Source organism: Sphingomonas sp. AC449 (assembly GCF_979253475.1).
In genome coordinates this window covers 466,298-491,622 of the sequence record NZ_CEEDCZ010000001.1, presented here as the reverse complement: position 1 = coordinate 491,622, position 25,325 = coordinate 466,298, and the positions used below count along the sequence as shown (strand labels likewise).

At 65.1% G+C, this 25,325-nt stretch carries 30 protein-coding genes and 1 tRNA gene; 13 read left to right on the top strand and 18 right to left on the bottom strand.

Translation table 11 applies throughout. From position 1 onward, the window contains the following. Window positions 1-2: 2 nt before the first annotated feature. The 10 genes from rpmC to rpsJ form a co-directional block, all read right to left on the bottom strand. Window positions 3-209: a 50S ribosomal protein L29 gene (gene rpmC / locus AC0CH3_RS02490; protein WP_031393757.1), complete on the bottom strand. Its 207-nt coding sequence runs from the start codon at window positions 207-209 to the stop codon at window positions 3-5. A 4-nt stretch (window positions 210-213) separates the two neighbouring features. Then, entirely contained in the window at window positions 214-648 is a 435-nt protein-coding gene (rplP, locus tag AC0CH3_RS02485) for a 50S ribosomal protein L16 (protein ID WP_056015542.1), read from the bottom strand. A 15-nt stretch (window positions 649-663) separates the two neighbouring features. Then, on the bottom strand, window positions 664-1,371 hold the full coding sequence (gene rpsC, locus AC0CH3_RS02480; protein ID WP_056015544.1) for a 30S ribosomal protein S3: 708 nt from the start codon (window positions 1,369-1,371) through the stop codon (window positions 664-666). Beyond that, window positions 1,371-1,748, bottom strand: coding sequence for a 50S ribosomal protein L22 (gene rplV, locus AC0CH3_RS02475; protein ID WP_037529220.1), 378 nt, complete (start codon window positions 1,746-1,748; stop codon window positions 1,371-1,373). The genes rpsC and rplV overlap by 1 nt, the downstream gene beginning before the upstream one ends. Further along, window positions 1,748-2,023: a 30S ribosomal protein S19 gene (rpsS, locus tag AC0CH3_RS02470; RefSeq protein ID WP_031393761.1), complete on the bottom strand. Its 276-nt coding sequence runs from the start codon at window positions 2,021-2,023 to the stop codon at window positions 1,748-1,750. The genes rplV and rpsS overlap by 1 nt, the downstream gene beginning before the upstream one ends. A gap of 3 nt (window positions 2,024-2,026) precedes the next feature. Further along, entirely contained in the window at window positions 2,027-2,863 is an 837-nt protein-coding gene (gene rplB / locus AC0CH3_RS02465; RefSeq protein ID WP_056015546.1) for a 50S ribosomal protein L2, read from the bottom strand. A 4-nt stretch (window positions 2,864-2,867) separates the two neighbouring features. Then, window positions 2,868-3,182, bottom strand: coding sequence for a 50S ribosomal protein L23 (locus AC0CH3_RS02460; protein ID WP_056015548.1), 315 nt, complete (start codon window positions 3,180-3,182; stop codon window positions 2,868-2,870). Continuing rightward, complete coding sequence (gene rplD, locus AC0CH3_RS02455) at window positions 3,175-3,801, bottom strand: 50S ribosomal protein L4 (RefSeq protein ID WP_055872651.1); 627 nt, start codon at window positions 3,799-3,801, stop codon at window positions 3,175-3,177. The genes AC0CH3_RS02460 and rplD overlap by 8 nt, the downstream gene beginning before the upstream one ends. A gap of 2 nt (window positions 3,802-3,803) precedes the next feature. Then, a complete protein-coding gene (rplC, locus tag AC0CH3_RS02450) occupies window positions 3,804-4,550 on the bottom strand; it encodes a 50S ribosomal protein L3 (protein ID WP_055872654.1) in 747 nt (248 codons plus the stop codon). 287 nt (window positions 4,551-4,837) lie between these two features. Continuing rightward, window positions 4,838-5,146, bottom strand: a complete 309-nt coding sequence (gene rpsJ, locus AC0CH3_RS02445; RefSeq protein ID WP_007406109.1) for a 30S ribosomal protein S10 — start codon at window positions 5,144-5,146, stop codon at window positions 4,838-4,840. Between the two features lie 299 nt (window positions 5,147-5,445). Here rpsJ and AC0CH3_RS02440 point away from each other — a divergent pair, with 299 nt between their 5' ends. After that, the gene (locus tag AC0CH3_RS02440) at window positions 5,446-5,820 is read left to right on the top strand and encodes an endonuclease domain-containing protein (protein WP_354301767.1); all 375 of its coding nucleotides are present in this window, start codon (window positions 5,446-5,448) and stop codon (window positions 5,818-5,820) included. Window positions 5,821-5,879: 59 nt separating this feature from the next. Further along, entirely contained in the window at window positions 5,880-6,257 is a 378-nt protein-coding gene (locus AC0CH3_RS02435; RefSeq protein ID WP_354301765.1) for a hypothetical protein, read from the top strand. A 283-nt stretch (window positions 6,258-6,540) separates the two neighbouring features. Here the strand turns inward: AC0CH3_RS02435 and tuf are convergent, their stop codons facing one another. The 5 genes from tuf to AC0CH3_RS02410 form a co-directional block, all read right to left on the bottom strand. Beyond that, on the bottom strand, window positions 6,541-7,734 hold the full coding sequence (tuf, locus tag AC0CH3_RS02430; protein ID WP_031393767.1) for an elongation factor Tu: 1,194 nt from the start codon (window positions 7,732-7,734) through the stop codon (window positions 6,541-6,543). A 106-nt stretch (window positions 7,735-7,840) separates the two neighbouring features. Continuing rightward, entirely contained in the window at window positions 7,841-9,937 is a 2,097-nt protein-coding gene (fusA, locus tag AC0CH3_RS02425) for an elongation factor G (RefSeq protein ID WP_465237521.1), read from the bottom strand. Window positions 9,938-10,060: 123 nt separating this feature from the next. Then, window positions 10,061-10,531, bottom strand: coding sequence for a 30S ribosomal protein S7 (gene rpsG, locus AC0CH3_RS02420; protein ID WP_031393769.1), 471 nt, complete (start codon window positions 10,529-10,531; stop codon window positions 10,061-10,063). A 49-nt stretch (window positions 10,532-10,580) separates the two neighbouring features. After that, window positions 10,581-10,952, bottom strand: a complete 372-nt coding sequence (gene rpsL / locus AC0CH3_RS02415; RefSeq protein ID WP_010164594.1) for a 30S ribosomal protein S12 — start codon at window positions 10,950-10,952, stop codon at window positions 10,581-10,583. Window positions 10,953-11,208: 256 nt separating this feature from the next. After that, window positions 11,209-12,237, bottom strand: coding sequence for an alpha/beta hydrolase (locus AC0CH3_RS02410; RefSeq protein WP_354301763.1), 1,029 nt, complete (start codon window positions 12,235-12,237; stop codon window positions 11,209-11,211). Window positions 12,238-12,447: 210 nt separating this feature from the next. On the opposite strand from AC0CH3_RS02410, the gene AC0CH3_RS02405 reads away from it, so the two are divergent. The 3 genes from AC0CH3_RS02405 to nusG all read left to right on the top strand — a co-directional run bounded on the left by AC0CH3_RS02405 (window position 12,448) and on the right by nusG (window position 13,863). Then, window positions 12,448-12,524, top strand: a tRNA-Trp gene (locus tag AC0CH3_RS02405). Window positions 12,525-13,119: 595 nt separating this feature from the next. Next, the gene (gene secE / locus AC0CH3_RS02400; RefSeq protein WP_056018608.1) at window positions 13,120-13,317 is read left to right on the top strand and encodes a preprotein translocase subunit SecE; all 198 of its coding nucleotides are present in this window, start codon (window positions 13,120-13,122) and stop codon (window positions 13,315-13,317) included. Between the two features lie 9 nt (window positions 13,318-13,326). Continuing rightward, window positions 13,327-13,863 carry a transcription termination/antitermination protein NusG gene (gene nusG / locus AC0CH3_RS02395; protein ID WP_031393771.1) on the top strand — a complete coding sequence of 179 codons (537 nt, stop codon included), beginning with the start codon at window positions 13,327-13,329 and terminating at the stop codon, window positions 13,861-13,863. A gap of 95 nt (window positions 13,864-13,958) precedes the next feature. Here the strand turns inward: nusG and AC0CH3_RS02390 are convergent, their stop codons facing one another. Genes AC0CH3_RS02390 through AC0CH3_RS02380 form a run of 3 tightly spaced genes read right to left on the bottom strand, consistent with a single transcriptional unit; the run spans window position 13,959 to window position 16,760 of the window. Continuing rightward, window positions 13,959-14,495 carry a RidA family protein gene (locus AC0CH3_RS02390; RefSeq protein ID WP_354301760.1) on the bottom strand — a complete coding sequence of 179 codons (537 nt, stop codon included), beginning with the start codon at window positions 14,493-14,495 and terminating at the stop codon, window positions 13,959-13,961. A gap of 34 nt (window positions 14,496-14,529) precedes the next feature. After that, on the bottom strand, window positions 14,530-15,144 hold the full coding sequence (locus AC0CH3_RS02385) for a GNAT family N-acetyltransferase (protein WP_354301758.1): 615 nt from the start codon (window positions 15,142-15,144) through the stop codon (window positions 14,530-14,532). Window positions 15,145-15,158: 14 nt separating this feature from the next. Then, entirely contained in the window at window positions 15,159-16,760 is a 1,602-nt protein-coding gene (locus tag AC0CH3_RS02380) for a flavin monoamine oxidase family protein (RefSeq protein ID WP_354301756.1), read from the bottom strand. Window positions 16,761-17,136: 376 nt separating this feature from the next. On the opposite strand from AC0CH3_RS02380, the gene AC0CH3_RS02375 reads away from it, so the two are divergent. From AC0CH3_RS02375 to accD, 8 genes are all read left to right on the top strand, one after another. Then, the gene (locus AC0CH3_RS02375) at window positions 17,137-17,832 is read left to right on the top strand and encodes an endonuclease/exonuclease/phosphatase family protein (protein ID WP_354301754.1); all 696 of its coding nucleotides are present in this window, start codon (window positions 17,137-17,139) and stop codon (window positions 17,830-17,832) included. Window positions 17,833-17,883: 51 nt separating this feature from the next. Further along, complete coding sequence (locus AC0CH3_RS02370) at window positions 17,884-20,172, top strand: patatin-like protein (RefSeq protein WP_465237520.1); 2,289 nt, start codon at window positions 17,884-17,886, stop codon at window positions 20,170-20,172. Window positions 20,173-20,264: 92 nt separating this feature from the next. Continuing rightward, a complete protein-coding gene (locus tag AC0CH3_RS02365) occupies window positions 20,265-20,651 on the top strand; it encodes a LapA family protein (protein ID WP_354301750.1) in 387 nt (128 codons plus the stop codon). Beyond that, window positions 20,648-21,322, top strand: a complete 675-nt coding sequence (pyrF, locus tag AC0CH3_RS02360) for an orotidine-5'-phosphate decarboxylase (protein WP_056015567.1) — start codon at window positions 20,648-20,650, stop codon at window positions 21,320-21,322. The genes AC0CH3_RS02365 and pyrF overlap by 4 nt, the downstream gene beginning before the upstream one ends. Before the next feature lie 187 nt (window positions 21,323-21,509). Beyond that, the gene (locus AC0CH3_RS02355; RefSeq protein ID WP_354301748.1) at window positions 21,510-22,145 is read left to right on the top strand and encodes a phosphoribosylanthranilate isomerase; all 636 of its coding nucleotides are present in this window, start codon (window positions 21,510-21,512) and stop codon (window positions 22,143-22,145) included. Window positions 22,146-22,305: 160 nt separating this feature from the next. Further along, entirely contained in the window at window positions 22,306-23,544 is a 1,239-nt protein-coding gene (trpB, locus tag AC0CH3_RS02350) for a tryptophan synthase subunit beta (RefSeq protein ID WP_056015571.1), read from the top strand. Continuing rightward, window positions 23,541-24,353 carry a tryptophan synthase subunit alpha gene (trpA, locus tag AC0CH3_RS02345; protein ID WP_354301746.1) on the top strand — a complete coding sequence of 271 codons (813 nt, stop codon included), beginning with the start codon at window positions 23,541-23,543 and terminating at the stop codon, window positions 24,351-24,353. The genes trpB and trpA overlap by 4 nt, the downstream gene beginning before the upstream one ends. Beyond that, window positions 24,350-25,201: an acetyl-CoA carboxylase, carboxyltransferase subunit beta gene (gene accD / locus AC0CH3_RS02340; protein WP_130322166.1), complete on the top strand. Its 852-nt coding sequence runs from the start codon at window positions 24,350-24,352 to the stop codon at window positions 25,199-25,201. The genes trpA and accD overlap by 4 nt, the downstream gene beginning before the upstream one ends. The last annotated feature ends 124 nt before the right edge of the window (window positions 25,202-25,325 follow it).

The window sequence follows — 25,325 nt, the reverse complement described above, 5'->3', positions numbered from 1 at the left end:
CCTTACTTCGCGGCGTCAGCGCTGGTGCGCTGAGCCTGCAGGGTCTTGATGCGAGCGATGTCGCGGCGGACCTCACGAACGCGGCTCGGCTTTTCGAGCTGGTTCGTGGCGGCCTGGAAGCGCAGGTTGAACTGCTCGCGCTTCAGTTCGCCGAGCGACTCCGACAGCTGGTCGTCGCTCTTGGCCTTCATGTCGTCGATACGAGCCATGATCTTACTCGCCTCCCAGATGCGAGGTGTCACCCAGGCGGGCAACGACCTTTACCTTGATCGGCAGCTTCATGGCCGCCCGCTCGAATGCCTCAGCGGCGATCCGGCCCTCGACACCGTCGAGCTCGAACAGAATCCGGCCCGGCTTGACGCGCGCGGCCCAGAACTCGGGCGAACCCTTGCCCTTACCCATGCGGACTTCGGCAGGCTTCGACGAGACGGGGACGTCCGGGAAGATGCGGATCCACAAACGCCCCTGGCGCTTGATGTGACGCGTGATCGCGCGGCGAGCCGCCTCGATCTGGCGTGCGGTGATCCGGTCAGGCTCCATGGCCTTCAGCCCGTAGGATCCGAAATTGAGCGAGAAGCCACTCTTGGCGTCGCCCGAAATCTTCCCCTTGAAGGCCTTCCGGAACTTGGTCTTTTTTGGTTGCAGCATGTCTGTTCCTGACCCTTAGCGACGATCGTCGCGCTGCGGACGCACGCCGGAGGTCTGAGCCTCCATCATGATCCGGTCATACGACGTCGGATCATTGCCGAGAATCTCGCCCTTGAAGACCCAGACCTTCACGCCGCAGACGCCGTAGGACGTGTGCGCCGTAGCCTCGGCATAATCGATGTTCGCGCGCAACGTGTGCAGCGGAACGCGACCTTCGCGGTAGCTCTCGGAGCGGGCGATCTCTGCGCCGCCAAGACGGCCGCCACAGTTCACGCGGATGCCCTCGGCACCGAGACGCATCGCCGACTGGACCGCACGCTTCATGGCGCGACGGAAGGCAATACGACGCTCGAGCTGATCGGCGATGCCCTGCGCGACGAGACGCGCATCGACTTCCGGCTTGCGGATCTCGACGATGTTCAGCGACACGGTCGACGACGTCATCTTGCCGATCGTCGAACGCAGCTTCTCGATGTCCGCGCCCTTCTTGCCGATGATCACGCCGGGGCGTGCAGCGAAGATGGAGATGCGGCACAGCTTGGCAGGACGCTCGATCACGACCTTCGAGATCGCGGCCTGCGGCAGCGTCTTGATGATGTACGCGCGGATCTTGAGATCCTCGAGCAGCAACCGACCATAGTCGGCGCCCTCGGCGTACCAGCGGCTGTCCCAGGTGCGGTTGATCTGCAGACGCAGACCGATGGGATTGCTCTTCTGACCCATTATGCTTCTTCCTGCTCGCGCACGACGATGCGCAGACGGCTGAATGGCTTGAGGATGCGGGTCGACTTGCCGCGGCCGCGGGTAGCGAAGCGCTTCATCGTGATCGACTTGCCAACCGAGGCCTCGGCGACGACCAGCGAGTCGACGTCGAGGTTATGGTTGTTCTCCGCATTGGCGATGGCCGAGGCCAGCACCTTGCGCGCTTCGATCGCCATGCCCTTGGTCGAGAAGGCGAGGATGTTCATCGCATCGCCGACCTTCTTGCCACGGATCAGCGCAGCCACGAGGCCGAGCTTCTGCGCGGAACCACGGATCTGCGTACCGACCGAAAGCGCCTCGTTGTCCGCGACCTTGCGCGGGCTGACTTGCTTAGACATCAGCGCTTGCCCTTCTTGTCGGCGGAGTGACCGGGGAAGTAGCGCGTGGGCGCGAACTCGCCCAGCTTCATCCCGACCATGTCCTCGTTGACCGAGACCGGCACGAACTTGCGGCCGTTATAGACGTTGAACGTGAGGCCCACGAACGACGGCAGGATCGTCGAGCGGCGCGACCAGGTCTTGATCGGCGAACGCGCGTTGGTGTCCTGGGCGGTTTCTGCCTTCTTGAGCAGATGAAGGTCCACGAAAGGACCCTTCCATACGGAACGAGCCATCGTTTAGCCCTTCTTCTTCGCGTGACGCGACCGGATGATCATCTTGTCGGTCGACTTGTTATGACGAGTGCGAGCACCCTTCGTCGGCTTGCCCCAAGGCGTGACCGGATGACGGCCACCCGAGGTGCGGCCTTCACCACCGCCGTGCGGATGGTCGACCGGGTTCTTGGCGACACCACGGGTCAGCGGACGGATACCCATCCAGCGCGAACGCCCTGCCTTGCCGAGGTTCTGGTTCTGGTTGTCGGGGTTCGAGACCGCGCCAACCGTCGCCATGCAATCGCTGCGGATGTAGCGCTGCTCGCCCGAGTTCAGGCGGACCATCACCATGCCCTTGTCGCGACCGACGACCTGCACGTACGTGCCGGCCGAACGGGCGATCTGGCCACCCTTCATCGGCTTCATCTCCACGTTGTGGACGATGGTGCCGACGGGCATCTGACCGAGTTCCATGGCATTGCCTGGCTTCACGTCGGTCTTCTTGGCCGCGATCACCTTGTCGCCGACGCCCAGACGCTGCGGCGCCAGGATGTAGGCCAGTTCTTCGTCCGGGTACTTGACCAGGGCGATGAACGCGGTGCGGTTGGGATCATACTCGATCCGCTCGACGATGCCCTCGACGTCCCACTTGCGACGCTTGAAGTCGATGTAGCGGTACTTCTGCTTGTGACCGCCGGCGATGCCGCGCGAGGTCACATGGCCCTTGTTGTTACGACCGCCGGTCTTGTGCTTGCCTTCGGTCAGCGCCTTGACGGGGCGACCCTTCCAGAGCGACGACTTGTCGACCAGGATGAGACCGCGGCGTGCCGGCGATGTCGGATTATAATGCTTGAGTGCCATGGCCTCAGATCCCCGTCGTCACGTCGATGGACTGACCGTCCTTCAACGTCACGATTGCCTTTTTCATGTCCGAGCGCGAATAGTTCGTGCCCTTCCACTTCTTGGTCTTGCCCTTCTGGACGAGCGTGTTCACGCCGACGACGTTCACGTCGAACAGCGCCTCGACGGCCGCCTTGATCTCGGGCTTCGTGGCGTCGTTGGACACCTTGAACACCACCGCGTTGTGCTCCGACAAAGTCGTCGTCTTCTCGGTGATGTGCGGCGCGAGGATAACGTCGTAATGACGGTTATCGATCGTGCCCTTCTGCTTCTTAGCCATGGAAGCGCGCCTCCAGCTTTTCGACAGCGGCGCGCGTCAGCACCAGCGTGTCATGCTTCAGGATGTCGTAAACGTTCGCGCCGGCTGCCGGCATCACGTTCACTTCGTACAGGTTGCCCGCAGCGAATGCGAAGCTGGTGTCGACCATGTCGCCGTCAATGACGAGCGCACGCTTGCCGAAGCCGAGCTTTGCGAGATCGCCGAGCAGCGTCTTGGTCTTGCCACCCTCGACAGCCAGGCTGTCCATGATGACCAGCGAACCCGCCTTGGCGTGGCTGCTGAGCGCCATGCGCAGGCCGAGTGCGCGAACCTTCTTGTTCAGCGACGGGTTGAAGTCACGGACGCGGGCGCCGTGAGCCTTACCACCACCGATGAACACGGGTGCGCGACGATCGCCGTGACGCGCCGTACCGCCGCCCTTCTGGCGACCGAACTTCTTGCCGGTGCGTGCGACGTCTGCGCGCTCACGCGTGCCGCGAGCCGTCTCGCGACGCTTCTCGAGCTGCCAGGTGACGACACGGTGCAGGATGTCGGCGCGCGGATCGAGACCGAAGACCTCGTCGTTGAGCTCGATGTCCGCAGCGTCGGTACCGGCGAAAGATGAAACCTTGATCTTCACGCTCAGCCCTCCTGGCCGTCGGCTGCAGGTGCGTCGGTCGTTTCGGCCGGCGTGTCTGCTGCAGTATTGCTGTTGGTGGTCTTGAGACCGGCGGGGAACGGTGCGTCGGCGTGGCGCGCGACCTTCACCGAGTCCTTGACGAAGAGCCAGCCGCCCTTGGAGCCAGGAACCGAACCCTTGACGAACAGGAGACCACGCTCGACGTCCGTCGATACGATCTCGAGGTTCTGCTGGGTGCGATACTTGTCGCCCATGTGGCCGGCCATCTTCTTGTTCTTGAAGACCTTGCCCGGATCCTGGCGCTGACCGGTCGAACCGAGCGAACGGTGCGAGACCGACACGCCGTGGGTTGCCCGCAAACCGCCGAAGCCCCAACGCTTCATGCCGCCCTGGAAGCCCTTACCCTGGGTCTTGCCCTGGATATCGACGATCTGACCTGCGACATAATGGTCGGCCGAGATCTCGGCGCCAACGTCGAGCAGGCCGTCTGCGTTCACACGGAACTCATGGACGACAGCCTTGGGCTCCACTTCGGCCTTGCCGAAATGGCCGCGCTGTGGCTTTGCAACATTCTTCGACTTGGCAACGCCTGCACCAAGCTGGACGGCGGTGTAGCCGTCACGATCCATTTCGCGAACGGAAACGACCTGATTGCCTTCGAGTGCCAGAACGGTGACCGGCACGTGCCGACCATCTTCCTGGAACAGGCGGGTCATCCCCATCTTCTTCGCGATCACGCCAGTACGCATGATCTTGTCCCTTCCTAGACAGAGGCCCCGTCGGACTATTCCTCGGGGGCTTGCGGACCATGTCCGGAGCAAGCTCCATGATGCATCCACCTGACCCCATTCCCGGCCAAAGCCCTGAATGGAGTCGGATCAACCCGGTAAATACGAAACGCGCCCCGTCCCGGGCTGGTGCTCCTGCGAATGCGGGAGCGTGACGGGGGACGCTGCCCCGTCGGTTTGCACCGACGGCGGTATCCCAATGTCGAACGGCGCGGGACCGTTACCGGTCGACCGCGCCGCGCTCGCCCTTAGGCGAGCTTGATCTCGACGTCAACGCCAGCGGCGAGGTCCAGCTTCATCAGCGCATCGACCGTCTGCGGCGTCGGCTGGACGATATCCAGCATACGCTTGTACGTACGCACCTCGAACTGCTCGCGCGACTTCTTGTCGATGTGCGGGCCGCGGTTCACGGTGAATTTTTCGATGCGCGTCGGAAGGGGAATCGGACCGCGGATGAGCGCGCCGGTGCGGCGTGCGGTGTCGGCGATGTCGCCAGTGGCCTGATCGAGCACACGGTGATCGAACGCCTTCAGACGAATGCGGATATTGCTGTCCATAGTCCCTACCGATGCGAAAGAGCGGGCCCGTTTCCGGGCTCTTGCTGGTTGATGTTTAAACCGAAGGCGGGCCATTACGGGAGAGTCGGGTGAAATGCAACCGGGGGGTTGCGGGTTTTCGGGCGACCGCAATAACGAAGGGCATCCTGTCCTCCCCCTCCGTCACCTTCGGTGCCACCTCCCCCTTGCGGGGGAGGATTGTAGATGTCGACGCTCTGCCGCTAAGATTGCCCCGCGACTTGATCCTCCCCCGCCAGGGGGAGGTGGCACGCAAAGCGTGACGGAGGGGAAGGCACGCGATGCGGCTCCAGGGATCTCTACGAAGCCATAGCAACGCCAAGCGCCTGCGAAAACAGATGACCCCACCAGAGATCGCCCTCTGGCTAGCGCTACGACGTAACGAAGAAGGCCTCCGTTTCCGAAAACAACACGCAGCAGGCCCCTACGTCCTCGACTTCTACTGTGTTCCAGCCCGACTCGCGATCGAGGTCGACGGCGAAGCTCACAACCACGGCAACCGCCCCGAAAGAGACGCAACCCGCGACGCCTGGCTAGTCACCCAAAACATTCAAGTCCTCCGCTACTCAGTCCGCGAAATGCTCGTCAACCTCGACGACGTCGTCCGCCAGATCACCGCCATAGCGGTCCAGCACCGATCCATATTCGAAAGCTAATCTCCCCCTCCCCCTCCGACGCCTCCGGCGCCACCCCCGCCCTAGCGGGGGAGGATTGGGTGGCGCAGCGCATTTTCACACCACCAACTCCTAAGCGGCCACTATTGCTGCTATTCGCAGTCCCGCAACGGAAGGGCACCCTGCCCATCCGGGACCTCGTAAATTCGCCACTTTGTTGCGACCTCGGCCACAACTCGGTTCGCGAACTGCCGAGCGATATCTGGTTTACTTCCGTTGAAGCCGATGGCGATCTGCCGGGTTGGCAAGCCCAAGTTACCCGCGCCGAAGCTGAAATCACCCGACCGGTCCGCTCCGATATTCACGTGCGGGTGAGCGACCGGTACGTCTGCGTTGCCGATGCTTCGCAACTCAGCTTCTGCCGCACCACTTCGGTTCGTAAACGTCATCCGATTAGCCTGCGCTATCTGATCCATTAAACCGACAAAAGCCGGGACTTCCTCCGCTCCTGCAAGACAGATTTGTACTGTTCGGAACGAAGCCTGGCCGCTGGAACAGCCAATGAGCATGATGCTCCCGCTAATCAGAGTGGCAGCGCAGCATAAAGCAGTTCGGTTCACGTACGCACCCTACCTACCAGCATTCAGGAATGATCTACCAACCACCTGACGCCTGCAAGCGGCAAACCCCAAACACGAAAAAGCCCGGCCTCTCTCGAGAGAAGCCGGGCTCTTTTCGATCAACTCCCGAAGGAGAAGATGCTTACTTGTCGATCTGGCTCACAACGCCTGCACCGACGGTACGGCCGCCTTCGCGGATCGTGAAGCGCTGGCCCACGTCCATGGCGATCGGGGCGATCAGCTTGATGCCGAGCGACACGTTGTCGCCTGGCATGACCATCTCGGTGCCCTCAGGCAGCTCGACGGTGCCGGTCACGTCCGTCGTACGGAAGTAGAACTGCGGGCGGTAGTTGGCGAAGAACGGCGTGTGACGGCCACCCTCTTCCTTCGACAGCACGTACACTTCCGAGTTGAAGTCGGTGTGCGGCTTGATCGTGCCTGGCTTGCAGAGCACCTGGCCACGCTCGACTTCGTCGCGTGCAACGCCGCGGATCAGCGCGCCGACGTTATCGCCAGCCTGGCCCTGGTCGAGCAGCTTGCGGAACATCTCGACGCCCGTGACCGTGGTCTTGCGAACGGTCGGGTGAATACCGACGATCTCGACTTCCTCGCCAACCTTGACGATGCCGGTCTCGACGCGGCCGGTGACGACCGTACCACGACCCGAGATCGAGAACACGTCCTCGATCGGCATCATGAACGGCTTGTCGAGCGGACGCTCGGGCTGCGGGATGTAGTCGTCGACAGCCTGCATCAGCTCGGTGACGGCGTCGGCGCCGAGCTTCTGGTTCGAACCCGACAGCGCGCAGGTTGCCGAACCCTTGATGACGGGGATGTCGTCGCCCGGGAAGTCGTACGAGCTGAGCAGCTCGCGGATTTCCATCTCGACCAGCTCGAGGATTTCCTCGTCGTCGACCAGATCGACCTTGTTCATGAACACGACCATGGCAGGCACGCCGACCTGGCGTGCGAGCAGGATGTGCTCACGGGTCTGTGGCATCGGGCCATCGGTCGCCGAAACGACGAGGATCGCGCCGTCCATCTGGGCTGCGCCGGTGATCATGTTCTTCACATAATCGGCGTGGCCCGGGCAATCGACGTGCGCGTAGTGACGGTTGGCCGTCTCGTACTCGACGTGTGCGGTCGAGATCGTGATGCCGCGCTCGCGCTCCTCGGGAGCCTTGTCGATGTTGGCGAAGTCGACAGCGGTACCGCCGGTCGTCTCTGCCAGAACCTTCGTGATCGCAGCGGTGAGCGACGTCTTGCCATGATCGACGTGACCGATGGTGCCGATGTTGAGATGCGGCTTGTTCCGCTCAAATTTTGCCTTGGCCATTGTTTCCTACCTTCTGATTCGTATTCCGGTGCCACACCGGGAACCGCGCGAACGCGGCCCCATAGCGGCTGTTAAAGCCTGACGCTAGCCCTACCCCCTTAAAGGGTTAGGCCAGTTTCGCCTTCACCTCGTCAGCGACGTTCTGCGGCACTTCGTCGTAATGCGAGAACTGCATCGAGTATTGTGCACGGCCCTGCGTGAACGAGCGGAGCGAATTCACATAGCCGAACATGTTGGCCAGTGGCACCATCGCCTCGACCGTCTGCGCGTTGCCGCGGCTGTCGGTGCCCTGGATCTGGCCACGACGGCTGTTCATGTCGCCGATGACGTCGCCCAGATAATCCTCCGGGGTGACGACCTCAACCTTCATGACCGGCTCGAGCAGCGTGATGCCCGACTTCTGTGCAGCTTCGCGCATTGCGCCACGGGCACAGATTTCGAACGCCAGTGCCGACGAGTCGACGTCGTGATACGCGCCGTCATACAGCACGATCTCGAAATCGATGATCGGGAAGCCGACCAGCGAACCCGACGCTGCGGTCTCGCGGAAGCCCTTCTCGATCGCAGGCAGATATTCCTTCGGAATGTTGCCGCCCTTGATCTCGTCCTTGAACGTGATGCCCGACCCGCGCTCGCCCGGCGTCAGCTTCACCTTCACGCGACCGAACTGCCCGGTACCACCCGACTGCTTCTTGTGCGTGTAGTCGATGTCGACCGGCTTCTTGAGGTACTCGCGATACGCCACCTGCGGCGCGCCGACATTGGCCTCGACCTTGAACTCACGCTTCATGCGGTCGACCAGAATCTCGAGATGGAGCTCGCCCATGCCCTTGATGATGGTCTGGCCCGACTCGGGGTCTGACGACACGCGGAACGAGGGGTCCTCGCGTGCGAGACGATTGAGCGCGACGCCCATCTTCTCCTGATCGGCCTTCGTCTTCGGCTCCACCGACAGCTCGATCACGGGCTCGGGGAATTCCATCCGCTCGAGGATGATCGGTGCGTTCATCGCGCAGAGCGTGTCGCCCGTCGTGGTATCCTTGAGGCCTGCGAGAGCGACGATGTCGCCAGCGAAGGCTTCCTGGATATCCTCACGGCTGTTCGCATGCATAAGCAGCATGCGGCCGACCTTTTCCTTCTTGTCCTTGACCGAGTTGGTGACCTGCGATGCGGTCTCCAGCTTGCCCGAATAGATGCGGGCGAAGGTCAGCGTGCCGACGAACGGATCGTTCATGATCTTGAACGCCAGTGCCGAGAACGGAACCTCGTCCGACGAAGGACGCTCGTCCGGCGTCACGCCATCGAGCTTCAGGCCCTGAATCGCGGGAACGTCGAGCGGCGAAGGCAGATAGTCGACCACGGCGTCGAGCAGAGGCTGGACGCCCTTGTTCTTGAACGCCGAACCGCAGACCACCGGCACGAATGCCATGCTGAGCGTACCCTTGCGGATCAGCTTCTTGAGGTCGGCGACGCTTGGCTCGTTACCCTCGAGATAGGCTTCCATCAGAGCATCGTCCTGCTCGACGGCCATCTCGATCAGGTCACTGCGATACTTGGCGGCCTTGTCGGCCATGTCCGCCGGGACGTCCTGATATTCGAACTTCGCGCCCAGGCTCTCTTCGAGCCAGATGATCGCGCGGTTCTCGACGAGGTCGACGAGGCCCTTGAAGCCGCCTTCCATGCCGATCGGCAGATACAGGACCGCCGGGCGTGCACCGAGACGCTCGATGATCGAGTCAACGCAGAAATAGAAGTCGGCACCGGTGCGGTCGAGCTTGTTGACGAAGCACATGCGCGGAACGCCGTACTTGTCGGCCTGACGCCACACGGTCTCGGACTGCGGCTCGACGCCGGCAACGCCGTCGAAGCATGCGACCGCGCCGTCAAGGACGCGCAGCGAACGCTCGACTTCGATCGTGAAATCGACGTGGCCCGGGGTGTCGATGATGTTGATAAGGTGCTCTTCGCCCTTACCTTCTTCGGCGCGCCACTTGCAGGTGGTCGCGGCCGAGGTGATCGTGATCCCGCGCTCCTGCTCCTGCTCCATCCAGTCCATCGTCGCGGTGCCTTCGTGCACTTCGCCGATCTTGTAGGACTTGCCGGTGTAATAGAGGATGCGCTCGGTCGTCGTCGTCTTGCCGGCGTCGATGTGCGCCATGATGCCGATGTTACGGTAACGTTCGAGCGGATGGCTGCGGGCCATGATCGTGCTTCCTTAAGGATATGGGGAGCCGAACGTGCCGGCTCCCCAATATATAGGTGTTTGCGTTACGGGCGAAAGGCCGCCCGCGACACGGTTACCAATGCTAGGCTTCGAAGCCCGCTGTTACCAGCGATAGTGCGAGAATGCACGGTTGGCTTCTGCCATCCGGTGCGTGTCTTCGCGCTTCTTGACCGCGTTGCCGCGGTTGTTCGCGGCGTCCATCAGCTCGCCCGACAGCCGTGCGGCCATCGTGTTCTCGCTGCGCGAACGTGCCGCACCGATCAGCCAGCGGATCGCCAGCGCCTGTGCACGCTCGGGACGCACTTCGACGGGAACCTGGTAGGTTGCACCACCGACGCGACGCGAACGGACTTCGATGCCCGGCTTCACGTTGTTCAGCGCATCGTGAAACACGCCGATCGGATCGCGCTTGGCGCGGCTCTCGACGGTTTCGAATGCACCGTACACGATCAGCTCTGCGACGGACTTCTTGCCGTCCAGCATGACGCTGTTCATGAACTTCGACAGAACCTCATCCCCGAACTTGGGATCAGGCAGGATGACCCGCTTTTCGGGACGACGACGACGTGCCATTTTATATTCCTTCTAAACTTCAGCCATAGTGATCAGATACCTGATCGGCTTACTTCGGACGCTTGGCGCCGTACTTGGAACGCGACTGACGCCGGTCCTTCACACCCTGTGTATCGAGCACGCCGCGCAGGACGTGATAGCGAACACCGGGAAGATCGCGGACACGACCGCCACGGATCAGGACAACCGAATGCTCCTGAAGATTGTGGCCCTCGCCCGGGATGTAGCTGATGACTTCGCGCTGGTTGGTCAGGCGAACCTTGGCCACCTTGCGCAGAGCCGAGTTCGGCTTCTTCGGGGTCGTCGTGTAGACGCGCGTGCAAACGCCGCGCTTCTGCGGGTTGGCTTCCATCGCAGGGACCTTCGACTTGGCCTTCTGCGGATCGCGGCCCTTGCGGACCAGCTGGTTGATCGTCGGCATTGAAGCCTTCACCTTTCAAATGGTTACTTTGCTGGAGCCATTGAGGCGCCTGAGAATACAAAAAGGACCATCGACGCGCACACGGCGCCCCTCAGGTCCTGGAATGCATCCAGCAATGTTCAAGCATGCCCGGCGGGAAACACTCCCGAAGAACAGGGCGCGCCTATAGGTCAGGACGCAGCGCGGGTCAACGGGCCGGAATCGGTTTGCGACGCCTGCAATCCTCCCCCAGACGGGGGAAGATCGTCGGGCGGCCCTACCGCGACCGCGCCCCGATCACCGTCAGCAGTGTCTTCTCGAATCGCACCGGATCCTCGACCTGTGGCGAATGGCCGAGCCCCTCGAGCGTCAGCAGCGTTGCATTGGGCATCTGCTTGACGGCGCGCGGCGCGATCACGGGGATCGCCTCGAGGAACTTGCGCAGGTTCGCCGGGGCCTGCGCGCGGCCAAAGGCGGTCTTGTCGAGCGTACCGACGATCAGCGTCGTCGGCGGGGTGACACGATAGAGTTCGTGCGCGACCGGCTGCGTCCGGATCATCTCGCTGGTCTTCGCCTGTGCGAGCGCCACGCTGTCGCGCCCCGCCCCCTGGTACATGCCCGCCTGCATCCAGACCCAGCGGTCATAGGACGGCTTCCACGTGCCGTGATAATAGTTCTCGAGCTGGTATGCCTTGATCGACGCGTAGCTCGTCTTCTTCTCGCCGGCCCACAAGGTATCGACATCGGTATAGGGCACGCCGTCCTCCGACCGATCCCTCAGCCCGAGCGGATTGACGAGAACCAGCCGCTCGACCGCCGCCGGGTACAGGATCGCGTAGCGCATCGCGAGCATCCCGCCCATCGAATGCCCGACGATCGTCGCGCGCGGGATCCCCCGCGATTCGAGGAGGCGCCGCGTGAACGTCGCGAGCATCTCGAAGCTGTACTGCGCCGCGCGCGGCTTCGACGACTTGCAGAAGCCGATCTGGTCGGGAACGATCACGCGGTAGCCGGCGCCGCTCAGCGCGCGTGCCGCGCTCCCCCAGGTCGCGCCGCAGAAATTCTTGCCGTGGAGCAGCACGACCGTGCGGCCATTCGGACGCTGCGGCGCAATATCCATGAATGCCATCTGCGCGGGCGCGCCGACGATATCGACCTCCATCGTCTGGACCGGCCAGGGATAGGCGAACCGCTCGAGCATCGGTCCGAAATCGGGAACCGCGGGCGGCTGATCCGCTGCAACCAGTATGAGCGCGGCAGGCAGGACGGTGGCGCGCGCGACCGCGCGGCGGAAATAACGTGACATAACAGGCTCCCTTTGCCCGCTTCCTATCCTGCACATCGGCCATCGTCACCCCGACGCCTGACACGCGGAGCGCGCCGCCTCACGGGCCCGGCCGCTGACACCATCCGGGGCACGACGCGTGCCCGCCGGTTGCACGAACGGCAATCGTCACGATCGCATGATCGGGCGCTTGCCCTCCCGCGGACATGGCGCTAGAGCCCGCCACCGCACAGGAGTGTAGCTCAGTTGGTTAGAGCGTCGGTCTCCAAAACCGAAGGCCCTCGGTTCGAATCCGAGCACTCCTGCCATTTCTCGCATCGTCGTCCGCATCCGGCACCTCGACCATCGCGTCCAGGGACCCCGCTTCTTTGCGAACACCACGATTGCAAGAAATGCATTTGTTAATGCAATTTGCGCAGTTGTGAAGTTCGGTGCTGCGATGCACAAAGAGTGTGCCTTTCAGGCATCCTCTCCTAAAACTTTCATGGCCGGTCTCTGACCGGCCTTTTTTTTCGTCCGCAGCAGGTGTATCCAGATCACGCGATCGTCACGCCGGACAATAAAACAGAAACGTGGGAGCGGAGCCGCCGGCATGACCGGCACCGGCAGACGGCCGACGGGGGATCGAGCCAATCGCTCTCCCCCGTACCTTCCTCCCCAATCGCCCACGCTGTCGCGCGCCCTCCCCATTACGAGTCCCATCGGCCGCGCCCCGGCCCCTCGCCGTGCGCCCCCTTGCGTTCCCCCTGCGCGGAAGCTATCTGCGCCGCCATCCGACAGCAGACCGGACCCACGCCCCTGCTCTTGCAGGCTGCCCTCACCGGGGCGCCCTTCACAAGAAGCGGGTAACGGGTCTATGACTTGCTTCCTTCTTTTCCCAATCAGGCGGGTTCGAACAGCATCGTGGCTAAAACGTCCCCACTCGAATTCATCCGGCAGGTCCGCACGGAAACCTCCAAGGTCACGTGGCCGACGCGTCGCGAGACGATCATGACCGGCGTGATGGTCGTCATCATGACGACGATCCTCGCGGTCTTCTTCTTCGGCGTCGACTCGATCCTTCAGGCGATCGTCACCGCCCTTCTGAAACTCGCTCAATAAGGTCCGCACATGGCGCGCTGGTACATCATTCACGCCTATTCGGGTTTCGAGGGCAAGGTCCGCGACTCGATCATGGCAGAGGCGACCCGCATGGGTCTCGAACAGCTCGTCGAGCAGATCGAAGTCCCGACCGAGACGATCACCGAGGCCCGTCGCGGCAAGAAGATCGCGGTCGAGCGCAAGTTCATGCCGGGCTATGTGCTCGCCAAGCTGAACATGAACGACGACGTCTATCACCTCGTCAAGAACACCCCCAAGGTGACCGGCTTCCTCGGCAGCATGGGCAAGCCGCAGGCGATCAGCGAGGCGGAAGCCACGCGGATGCTCAACAGCAAGGAAGAGGCCGCCGCTGCGCCCAAGCAGAAGGTCAAGGTCGACTACGAGATCGGCGATCAGGTCAAGGTGCTCGACGGTCCGTTCGCGAGCTTCAACGGTCTGGTCGAGGAACTCGATTTCGACCGCAGCCGCGTCAAGGTGTCGGTCTCGATCTTCGGCCGCGCGACGCCCGTCGAGCTCGAGTTCGAACAGGTCGAACGCTCGAAGTGATCCAATGGGGCGGCACATCAGCCGCCCCGCTCACCCCGCGATCCTGACGACCGTCAGGACCGCGGCTCTTTTCAGGCCGTGACCGCCGGCTCGCCCTAGCGCTTCGCCACGACGCGTGCCGCCGTCGCCTCGATCTCCACGAGGAAATTGGGCCCCGCGAGCGCTGCCACCTGCACGGTCGACCGCGCGACCGTTTCGGGGTTTGCGGCCGTGCCGAAGAACATCTTGAACCCCTCGTTCATGCCCGCGAAATCCATCTTGCCATCGGTCCGCTTTGGATCTGCCGCGACGAACACCGTCAGCTTGTAGACGTCGCGCATGGTGTAGCCATGCTCGGCAAGGATCGCCTTTATCTTGGTCAGCACGCTGATCGTCTGCGTCCTGGTATCGCCGAACGAATCCACCCCGGTGACGGGCTTGGACGGATCGATCGGCGCCGCAAGCTGACCCGACAGCACCAGCGTCTCCGCCCCCGCCGGGATCGTCACGCTCTGCAGGATCAGCGAGGGCGTCGCTCCCGGATTGGCATGCCGGACGATCTGCGCCGCACAGGTCATCGGCGTGAGCAACGCCGCCGCGACTCCCGCCGCCATGATGCTCCAGCGCGCCGCGATGTTCGTGTCAAAAGCCATTATCGTTTCTCCCGTGAATGTGAGGCCGGCACCGTCAGGCGCCGGCCGGATCGTGCAGCGTCTTGTGCATCGGCACGAACGGCACCGCGATACCGCCCGCGTCGACGGTCACGCCCGCCGCGGCGATGAAACCATGGCCGCGATAGAAGGCGACGCCCGATAATGTCGCCATCAGCGCGAGTGCGTCGAACCCCGCTGCGCGCGTCGCCCGCTCGCTGGCGTGCATGATCGCCGAACCGACGCCGCGGCGTCCGTATTCGGGTGCCGTGAACATCGCGCGGATCCGGGCGGCATCGCGTCCGGGCACCAGCAAAGCCGGTGACCGGTCGGCATAGCGGTCGCTGCCGAACAGCGTCGCGAACCGGCTCCAGCCGCCGCACCCCGCCAGCCTGCCGTCGATCTCCGCGACCAGATAGCTGCCGTCGTCGACGAGCTGGCTGTCGACCCCGAAGATGTCGCGGATGGCCATCGCCAGCGCATCGGGGGCGTAGAACGTGCGCCCCAGCGCGGCGGCGGATCGCGCGATCAGCGTTTCGAGTGCGGGGATGTCGTCCCGGGTCGCCACCCGGACCGACACGCTGCGCCCGTCGCTTGCCGCGACACCCCCCGCACCGGTCACCCGCGCACCGGTCGATTCCGCACCGGTCACCCCCGCATCCGCCATCACGCCGCCGCTTTGACCGGCTGGGTGACGCCATCGCCGCGCTGCATCGCTGCAACCGACGCGATCGCGTGATGCGCGGACTGGATCGCGCCTTCCTGCCAGCCCGGCGTCTGGCTGAGCGCGGCGCTTGCAAAGACCGTGCGCCCCGCCGGCCGGTTGAGCAGGCGATAGCCGTCGGTGTCGATATCCCCCTCCTGATGCCCCGCCATCCCGACGAACCAGTTGGGCCACGGCCCAAGGCTGTACGGCACCTTGTTCCAGTTGACCGCGACGCCGTTGATCAGGTCCTTGCCATGCCCCGGGTGCAGCCGTTCGACCGCGTCGCGCGCGCGCGCGACCTGGTCCGCGATCGGCAGCTTCGCGAACCCCTCGGCGCGCTCGCCCGAGGTATAGCAGGCGAGCAGCATCCCGCGCGGACTGAACAGCCCAGCGCTCGGATACCAGATCAGCGACGTATCGCCGCCGACGAACGAGATCCCGCCATAAATCTGGTCCTTTTCCCAGAAGCGCGGCGCATCGAACGCGACCTTGTTCGAATGGTCATAGACCACGCCGGCGATCGCTTCGGTCACGGGCTTGGCAAAATCGCAATCGACCTTCGCGAGGACGGGGAACGGGATCGTGCACACCGCAAAGTCGGCCACCGCGATCCGGCCCGCACCGGTCTTGGCATCGCGCCAGGCGATCTCGACGCTGTCGGGGCGATTGCGGATCCGCGTCACCTCGGCGCCGCGCACGACCTTGCGCGTCAGCGCGCGCTCGAACCCGGCCGGGATCCGGTCCATCCCGCCGACGGGCTGGAACATCGTCGCCTGCATGTAGACATTGTCCTCGAACAGCATCGCCGGAAGCTGTTCGTTGGCGAGCAGCTGCCCGAGCGGGACGGGCGCTGGCGGTCGCGCGAACACCCCGACGCCCGCATCGGGAAACGCCTGGAACCCCGACCGCAACGTCCCTGCGAAATGTCCCTGCGGATCGAGGTCGCCATAGGTCTTGAGGAACGGCAGCAACGCCTGCTTGTCCGCAACGCTCAGGCTCTGGTCGAGCGATCCCTGGTTGACCGCCTTCATCAGCAGCTCGGCGACGTGGCCGCGCGTATCGTTGATCGCGGTGCGCATCCGCACCTTGTCGCCCTTTGCATTCATCAGGAAGGCGCTGCGGCTGGAATTGATCTCGACCTCGAGCGGCACGCCCAGCTTGCCGCAATAGCCAAGGATGCGGTGATGGAAGCTCGGCAGGCGCGCCGGCCCCGCGTTGAAATAGGCGCCCTCCGAAAAGCGTGCGATCTGGTCCGCCTCGCCGTTCATCACGATCCGGTCGCCGTCACGCACCGTCCAGTTGCGCCCGCCGACCCGGTCGCGCGCTTCGAGCACGGTGACGTCGAACCCGGCAGCCTGAAGTTCATAGGCAGCAACCAGCCCCGCAATCCCGGCGCCCAGCACGATCACCGACTTGCCCATGCCGAACCCGGCCGGCAGGTCGGGCATCGGTGCCGCCGCCGCGACGTTGCCGGCAATCCCCAGTGCCTCCATCGCACCGAAGGTCGCGGCCGCGCCGCCCGCCATGCCGATATGCTGTAGAATCGATCGCCGCGTGATCATGTGTGCCGCCCCCGTTTACGCGCCGCAACCGCGGCGCTTCCCCTGGAAAGTCGCTCACCTTTCCAAGCGGCCGGACCTTGCGGCCCGGACACCGGCACACTCCCCCATCGACCGAAATGCCATGCATCTCGGCTCGTTATCGTTCGTCCCTGACTTTATTATGCTTGCATGACACCCTAATGGGATCGCGTACGCAAGCGATATTTTGTCGTTTTCGACGGCACGCCTATACCAATATTGCGCATGACGGGATCACGACCATCTTTCGACATCGTTTATCCATCCAGTCGTTTCGCTGGTCTTTTCGGCGATCTGTTGGCCGGACGATAGCGACGTCGGCAACCCCCGCAGCATCCGCGGCGTTATCCCCCCGCACATGATCAAGGTCGCCAGCTACAACATCCACAAGGGCATCGGGCTCGATCGCCGGCGCAACCCCGAACGCGTGATCGAGGTCCTGCGCGAGATCGACGCGGACGTCGTCGCGCTGCAGGAGGCGGACCGGCGGTTCGGCACACGCGCCTGCGTCCTGCCGTTCCACATGCTCGAGGATCACAGCGACTGGAAGCCGATCCCCGTCGGTCTCAACGCGCTGAGCATGGGCTGGCACGGCAACGTCGTGCTCGTCCGCAAGTCCGCGACGATCGAGGCCTGCGACGCGATCCATCTCCCCTCGCTCGAACCGCGCGGGGCGGTGATGGCGGATGTCCGGACGGCGGGCGGGATGATCCGTGTCGTCGGGATGCACCTCGACCTGTCGGGGCTCTGGCGGCGGCGACAGGCATCGGCGATCCTCGCGCATGTCGACGCGTGCGCGGCGCGGCATCCGACGGTGTTGATGGGCGACCTCAACGAGTGGAGTGCCGGGTCGGGCTGCCTGCGCGATTTCGGCCGCGACTTCGCCTTTGCCGAGACAGGCGCGAGCTTTCATTCGCGGCATGCGATCGCCCGGCTCGACCGGATCATGACATCGCGCGATCTCCGCGTCGTCGAATGCGGCGTCCATACGAGCCCGGCCGCGCGCAAGGCCTCGGATCACCTGCCGATCTGGGCAACGCTGGCCCCCGCATGACCGCCCACGCCCCCCATATCGCCTCCCTCCGGATCCGCGGCGGCTGACCCGGTGCGCGAGAAGGAACTTCGCCTTGCCCTTGTCTGCTACGGCGGGATCAGCCTCGCGGTCTACATGCACGGCATCACCAAGGAGATCTGGCACCTCGTCCGCGCCAGCCATGGGCATCATGACGGCAGCCCACGCGGCGGCGGGAGCCAGGCGGTCTACCGCGACCTGCTCGAGGAGATCGAGGCACAGGGCGAGTTACGCGTCCGCGTCCTTGCCGACATCATCGCGGGCGCGAGTGCGGGCGGGATAAACGGCATCTTCCTCGCGCAGGCGGTCTCGACGGGGCAGAGCCTCGACCCGCTGACCGACCTTTGGCTGAGTTCCGCCGACGTCGAAGCGCTGATCGATTCGACCGCGGCGCCGCGGTCGCGCTTCTCGAAGGCGTGGGCGCTCCCGCTTGCATGGGTCGCGGCGGGGCGCACCGCCGACAAGGTCCAGACGCTCGATGATCCGACGCGCGAGGAGGTCAAGGCGAAGCTGTCGCACTTCGTCCGCTCGCGCTGGTTCGAGCCGCCATTCGGCGGCGCGACCTTTACCGGGCTGCTGCTCGATGCGTTCGACGCGATGGCAGCGAGCACGCGCGGGCCGCGACTGCTTCCCCCCGGCCAGCCGCTCGACCTCTACGTCACCGTCACCGACTTCACGGGCCATCCCGAACGGCTCAAGCTCAATTCGCCGCCCGAGGTCGTCGAGACCGAACACCGCGTCGTCGTCGACTTCTCCGATCATGGCATCGCGACCGACAGCCTCGCCGACATTCCCGAGCTTGCGTTTGCCGCACGCGCGACGTCGAGCTTTCCGGGGGCGTTCCCGCCGTTCGTCGTCGCCGAACTCGACGGCGTGCTCGATGCGCGGACGACGACATGGCCGGGCAAGGCCGCGTTCCTCAAGCGCATCCTGCCGCGTCAGTCCGCGACCAATACCGCCGAGCAGGTCGTGCTGATCGACGGGTCGGTGCTTGCCAATGCCCCGTTCCGCCCCGCGATCGACGCGCTGAAGGACCGCCCCGCGCGTCGCCAGATCGACCGGCGGTTCGTGTATATCGACCCCTCGCCCGGGATGAAATTTCGCCTGCCGCCGCAAGACGGTACGCCGGGTTTCTTCCAGACGATCATCGGCGCGATCAGCGAGCTCCCCCGCCAGCAGCCGATCCGGGACAATCTCGACGCGATCGCGGCGCGTTCGGCGCAGATCGACCGGATGCGCGCGATCGTCGATGCGATCCGTCCCGACGTCGAGGCGGAGGTCGAGTCGCTGTTCGGGCACACGCTCTTTCTCAACCGCCCGACCGCCGCGCGGCTCGTCGCATGGCGCGCGCGCGCGCAGAAGGCGGCCGCGGCCAGCGCGGGCTATGGCTATGCCGCCTATGGCCATTTGAAGGTCGCGGGCGTCGTCGAGACGCTCACCGGGCTCCTGTACCATGCCGGTGGCGAGCCGGGCCCCGAGCGCTGGGCACGGATCCGCGCCGCGATCGCGACGACGGTCACCGCAAGCGGTGCGGAGGCGATCGGTGCGGCGCATGGCGGGGGCGCGAGTGCGGAGACGATCGCCTTCCTGCGCCGGTTCGACCTGTCGTTCCGGATCCGCCGCCTGCGGCTGATGGCACGACGGCTGACCGTGCTCGAGGCCGATGTCGACGAGGCCGGGCTCGCCCCGATCCGCGATGCGATCTACGTCGCGCTCTCGGCCTATCTCGAATGCCAGCGCGCCGACAAGCATACGGAGCTTCGCCATGCGGTCCGGTCGCTGCGCGGCGACGCCACCGCATTGCTCGACGCGCTTGGCCAGTCGCTCGACCTGGCGCGGCTCGATGCAGAAACCGACGTCCGGCTGGCGGACGCATTCGCGGCGCTCGACAAGCCCGTCCGCCGATCGATGCTGCTCGCCTATCTCGGCTTCCCCTATTTCGACACCGCGACGCTGCCGCTGCTGCAGGGCGAAGGGCTCGACGAATTCGATCCGATCAAGGTCGACCGGATCGCCCCCGACGACGCGGTCGCGATCCGCTCGGGTGGCGCCGAGGCAACGCTGAAGGGTATCCAGTTCAACAGCTTCGGCGCCTTTTTCAGCCGTGCCTACCGCGAGAACGACTATCTTTGGGGACGGCTGCACGGTGCGGAGCGGATGATCGACATCACCGTGTCGACGTTGCCGGCGTCGGTCCGGATGAAGCCCGGCCGCGTCGCTGCGATCAAGCGCGCCGCCTTCGTCGCGATCCTTGATGAGGAGGAGGGCCGGCTGACCGCGATCCCTGCGCTTTTCGCCGATCTGCGCCGCGAAATCGGGTGATCGCGCGAATCCTCCGAAAAATCCCGCGACGCTCAAGGCTGGCCAAACCCGACCTCGACGATTACCCCTGCGCAAATGCAAGGGGATAAGTCATGCAGTTCCTGAAAATCCTGTTCTGGTGCCTGCTGGCGTTCATCGCCGCGGTGTTCACCATCGCCAACTGGGCGACCGTGCCGATCCGGCTCTGGGGCGGGCTGATCGCCGACGTTAATCTGCCGATGCTGTTGCTCGTCACCTTCCTCGTCGGGTTCGTCCCGACCGCGCTCTACAATCTCGCGCTCCGCTGGCGTCTGCGTCAGCGGCTCGCGACCGCCGAGCGCACCATCCTCGACCTGCGCACCGCGCAGACACCGCCGGCGGGCGCCTATCCGGCCACTGCGACACCGGTCCGGACGTCGCCGGCCGCGGCTCCGACGATACCCGCAAGCGCATCGACGACGACCACGACGATCGCGCCCGTACCGAGTACGACATTGTGACGAACCGGATCTATGTTGCACTCGACACGCCCGATCTGGCGCGTGCCAAGGCGATCGCCGCGCGCGTCCGCCATCATGTCGGCGGGATCAAGCTCGGGCTCGAATTCTTCTCCGCGCATGGTCAGCCCGGCGTCCATGCGATGGCCGAGTTCGGTCTGCCGATCTTCCTCGACCTCAAGCTGCACGACATTCCCAACACCGTCGCGAAGGCGGTGCAGGCACTCGGGACGCTCAACCCGGCGATCCTGACGGTGCATGCAAGCGGCGGGCGGGCGATGCTCGAGGACGCCAAGGCGGCAGCGCCGGCTAATACCAAGGTGATCGCGGTTACGATGCTGACGAGTCTCGACGCGTCCGATCTCGCCGCGACGGGCATCACCGGCAGCGCGCACGACCAGGTCTCGCGGCTGACCGAACTCGCGCATGAGGCGGGCGTCGACGGTATCGTCTGCTCTGGTGCGGAGGTCGCCGCGGCGAAGGCGATCTGGCCAAAGGGGTTCTTCGTGGTGCCCGGCGTGCGGTTGCCCGACGGACAGACCGGCGACCAGAAACGCGTCGTCACGCCGCGCCAGGCGCTTGACGCGGGCGCGTCGATCCTCGTGGTCGGCCGCCCGATCACGCAGGCCGAAGACCCCGACACCGCCGCCCGCGCGATCGGCGCGACACTGTAAATTGGCCTCGTCATCATGACGGGCGGCCCCTGCGCAATCATGCCACCTTCCGTCATCCTGACGAAAGTCAGGATCCAGGGTTACTCAGGGCAGCGCATGGTACTCTGGGTCCTGACTTTCGTCAGGATGACGGGGGGTTGCGAGGGTGGCCCACGCCTCTCTCGCTCGGAGGCATAAAAGGAACACCATGACCACCGCCAAGATCTGCGGCCTCTCGACCCCCGCGACGCTCGACGCCGCGATCCGGCACGGCGCGAGCCATGTCGGCTTCGTCTTCTTCCCCGCCTCGCCGCGGCACGTGACGTTCGCCAAGGCCGCGGAACTCGCCGCGCGCGTCCCGAGGCACGTCGCCAGGGTCGGCGTGTTCGTCGATCCGGAGGACGAGATGCTCGAACAGGCGGTCGCGTCGGCCGCACTCGACGTGCTGCAGCTTCACAAGGTGACGCCCGCGCGCGCCGCCGCAATCCGCGCGAAGTTCGGGATCGAGACCTGGGTGGCGGTCGCGGTGCGCACGCGCGGTGACCTCGACGCCGCGCACGGCTTTACCGGGATCGCCGACCGCATTCTCTACGACGCAAAGACGCCCGATTCGGCCGCATTGCCGGGCGGCATGGGGCTCCGGTTCGACTGGGACCTGCTCGACGGGTTCCGGCACCCCCTGCCCTGGGCGCTGTCGGGCGGGCTCGATCCGGCGAACGTCGCGGAAGCGATCCGGCGAACGGGAGCAGAACTAGTCGACGTGTCCTCCGGGGTCGAGAGCGCACCGGGCACCAAGGACGAAACCAGGATCGCGGCGTTCCTGAAGGCTGTCGCCACGCGCTAGCACCACCCCGGCGAAGGCCGGGGCCCAATTGGGAGACGCCTGTGACAGGCCTTTGCCGCCGTCACCAAAACCTTCCCACTTGGGCCCCGGCCTTCGCCGGGGGGTAGGTATCGGAAACCGAAGGGGTGACAGCGATTTCGGAAGTGCTAAACGCCCAGTCATGAACGCTCCCCTCGCCCCCAATTCCTACCGCGCCCAGCCCGACGAGCGCGGCCATTTCGGCGACTTCGGCGGACGCTATGTCGCCGAGACGCTGATGCCGCTCGTCCTCGAACTCGACGAGGCCTACCGCGCCGCCAAGGCCGACCCTGCGTTCAAGGCGCAGTTCGACGACCTGCTCGAACATTATGTCGGCCGCCCAAGCCCGCTCTACTATGCCGAACGCCTGACCGAGGCGCTGCGCGAGTCCGCTCCCGAAGGCATGGGCGCGCAGATCTGGTTCAAGCGCGACGAGCTGAACCACACCGGCGCGCACAAGATCAACAACTGCATCGGCCAGATCCTGCTGGCGATCCGCATGGGCAAGACGCGGATCATCGCCGAGACCGGCGCTGGCCAGCACGGCGTCGCGACCGCGACGGTCTGCGCGCGCTTCGGCCTGCCTTGCGTGATCTACATGGGCGCCAAGGACGTCGAGCGTCAGGCGCCCAACGTGTTCCGCATGAAGCTGCTCGGCGCCGAGGTCCGCCCGGTGACGTCGGGCGCGCACACGCTGAAGGATGCGATGAACGAGGGCATGCGCGACTGGGTCGCGAACGTCCACGACACCTTCTACATCATCGGCACCGCCGCGGGGCCCCACCCCTATCCCGAGATGGTCCGCGATTTCCAGAGCGTGATCGGCACTGAGGCGCGCGCGCAGATGCTCGCGCGGACCGGTCGCCTGCCCGACATGCTCGTCGCCGCGATCGGCGGCGGATCGAACGCGATCGGGCTGTTCCATCCGTTTCTCGACGATGCCGACGTGCAGATGCTCGGCGTCGAGGCGGCGGGCCACGGGCTCGACAAGCAGCACGCGGCGAGCCTGGCGGGGGGCTTCCCCGGCGTGCTCCACGGCAACAAGACCTATCTGTTGCAGGACGAGGACGGTCAGATCACCGAGGCGCATTCGATCTCGGCCGGGCTCGACTATCCCGGCATCGGCCCCGAGCATGCGTGGCTGCGCGACATCGGCCGCGTGCAATATGACAGCGCGACCGATACCGAGGCGCTCGACGCGTTCCAGTTGCTGTGCCGCACCGAAGGCATCATCCCCGCGCTCGAACCATCGCATGCCATCGCCACCGTGACGAAGAAGGCGCGCGCGATGCGGCAGGACCAGATCATCCTGGCGAACCTGTGCGGCCGCGGCGACAAGGATATCTTCACCGTCGCCGAAGCGCTCGGGGTGGCGATTTGAGCCGCCTCGCCGCCACCTTTACGCGCACCGCAGCCGCCGGTCGAGCAGCGCTCGTCGCGTTCGTTACCGCGGGTGATCCGTCGACCGCCGCGACGGCTGCGATCCTCGACGCGCTCGTCGCGGGCGGGGCCGACGCGATCGAGCTCGGCATGCCGTTCACCGATCCGATGGCCGACGGCCCCGCGATCCAGGCCGCGAACATCCGCAGCCTTGCGCAGGGAACGCGCACCGCGGACATCCTCGCGATCGCGACCGCCTTCCGCGCGCGGCATCCGGACGTGCCGCTGGTGCTGATGGGCTACGGCAACCCGATGCTCCGCCGCGGCGCCGACTGGTTCGCCGACGCGGCAGCGCAGGCCGGCGTCGATGGCGTGATCTGCGTCGACGTGCCGCCCGAGGAGGACGATGCGCTCGGCCCGCAGTTGCGCGCCGCGGGGATCGACCTGATCCGCCTCGCCACGCCCACGACGGATGCCGCGCGCCTGCCGACCGTGCTCGATGGCGCCAGCGGGTTCCTCTATTACGTCTCGGTCGCCGGCATCACCGGGCTGCAACAGGCACAGCAAGGCTCGATCGAAGACGCCGTCGCGCGGCTCAAGGCACAGACCGATATCCCGGTCGCGGTCGGCTTCGGCATCCGTACGCCCGAACAGGCCGCCAACGTCGCGCGCGTCGCCGATGGCGTGGTGGTCGGCTCGGCGATCGTCGAACTGGTCGCGCAACACGGCACCGCTGCGGCCGAGCCCGTCCGCGCCTATATCAAATCTCTCGCCGACGCCGTCGCGTCCGCACGGAAGGTTTCCGCATGAGCTGGCTCAACAGCGTCCGCAACGTCCTCCCCTTCGTCGCGAAGCGCGAGACGCCCGAGAATCTCTGGCACAAGTGCAAGGGCTGCGGGCAGATGGTCTTCACCAAGGAACTCGAGGATAATCTCTACGTCTGCCCGAAATGCGATCACCACGACCGCATCGGGCCGAAAGTCCGCTTCGCGCAGCTGTTCGACGAGGGTAGCTGCAGCGAGCTCCCCGCGCCGAAGGTCCCCGAGGATCCGCTCAAGTTCCGCGACCAGAAGCGCTACACCGATCGCCTGAAAGCCGCGCGCACCGACAACAGCGAGCAGGATGCGCTGATCAACGCCCGCGGCGCAATCGACGGCCACCGCGTCGTCGTCGGCGTGCAGGATTTCGGCTTCATGGGCGGCTCGATGGGGCTCGCGGTCGGCGAAGCGTTCGTCCGCGGCGTCGAGGCGGCGATCGAGGACCGCGTGCCCTATGTGATCTTCACCGCGAGCGGCGGCGCGCGCATGCAGGAGGGCATTCTCAGCCTCATGCAGATGCCGCGCAGCACCGTCGCGATCCAGATGCTTCACGATGCGGGCCTGCCCTACATCGTCGTGCTGACCGATCCGACCTCGGGCGGCGTGATGGCAGCGTATGCGATGCTCGGTGACGTGCAGATCGCCGAGCCCAAGGCGACGCTGGCGTTCACCGGCCGCCGCGTGATCGAGAGCACGATCCGCGAGAAGCTGCCCGAGGATTTCCAGACGTCGGAATATTATCTCGAGCACGGGATGATCGACATGGTCGTCCACCGCAAGGATCTGCGCGAACAGCTCGGCACCGTCATCGGCTATCTGAGCGCCCGCGAAGCGGCGTAACGTACTCCCTCTCCCCTCCGGGGAGAGGGTCGGGGTGAGGGGCCGCCCAGCACTGCTGCGCCCGGAACCGGGGGGGGGGGGGGGGGGGGGGGGGGGGGGGGGGGGGGGGGGGGGGGGGGGGGGG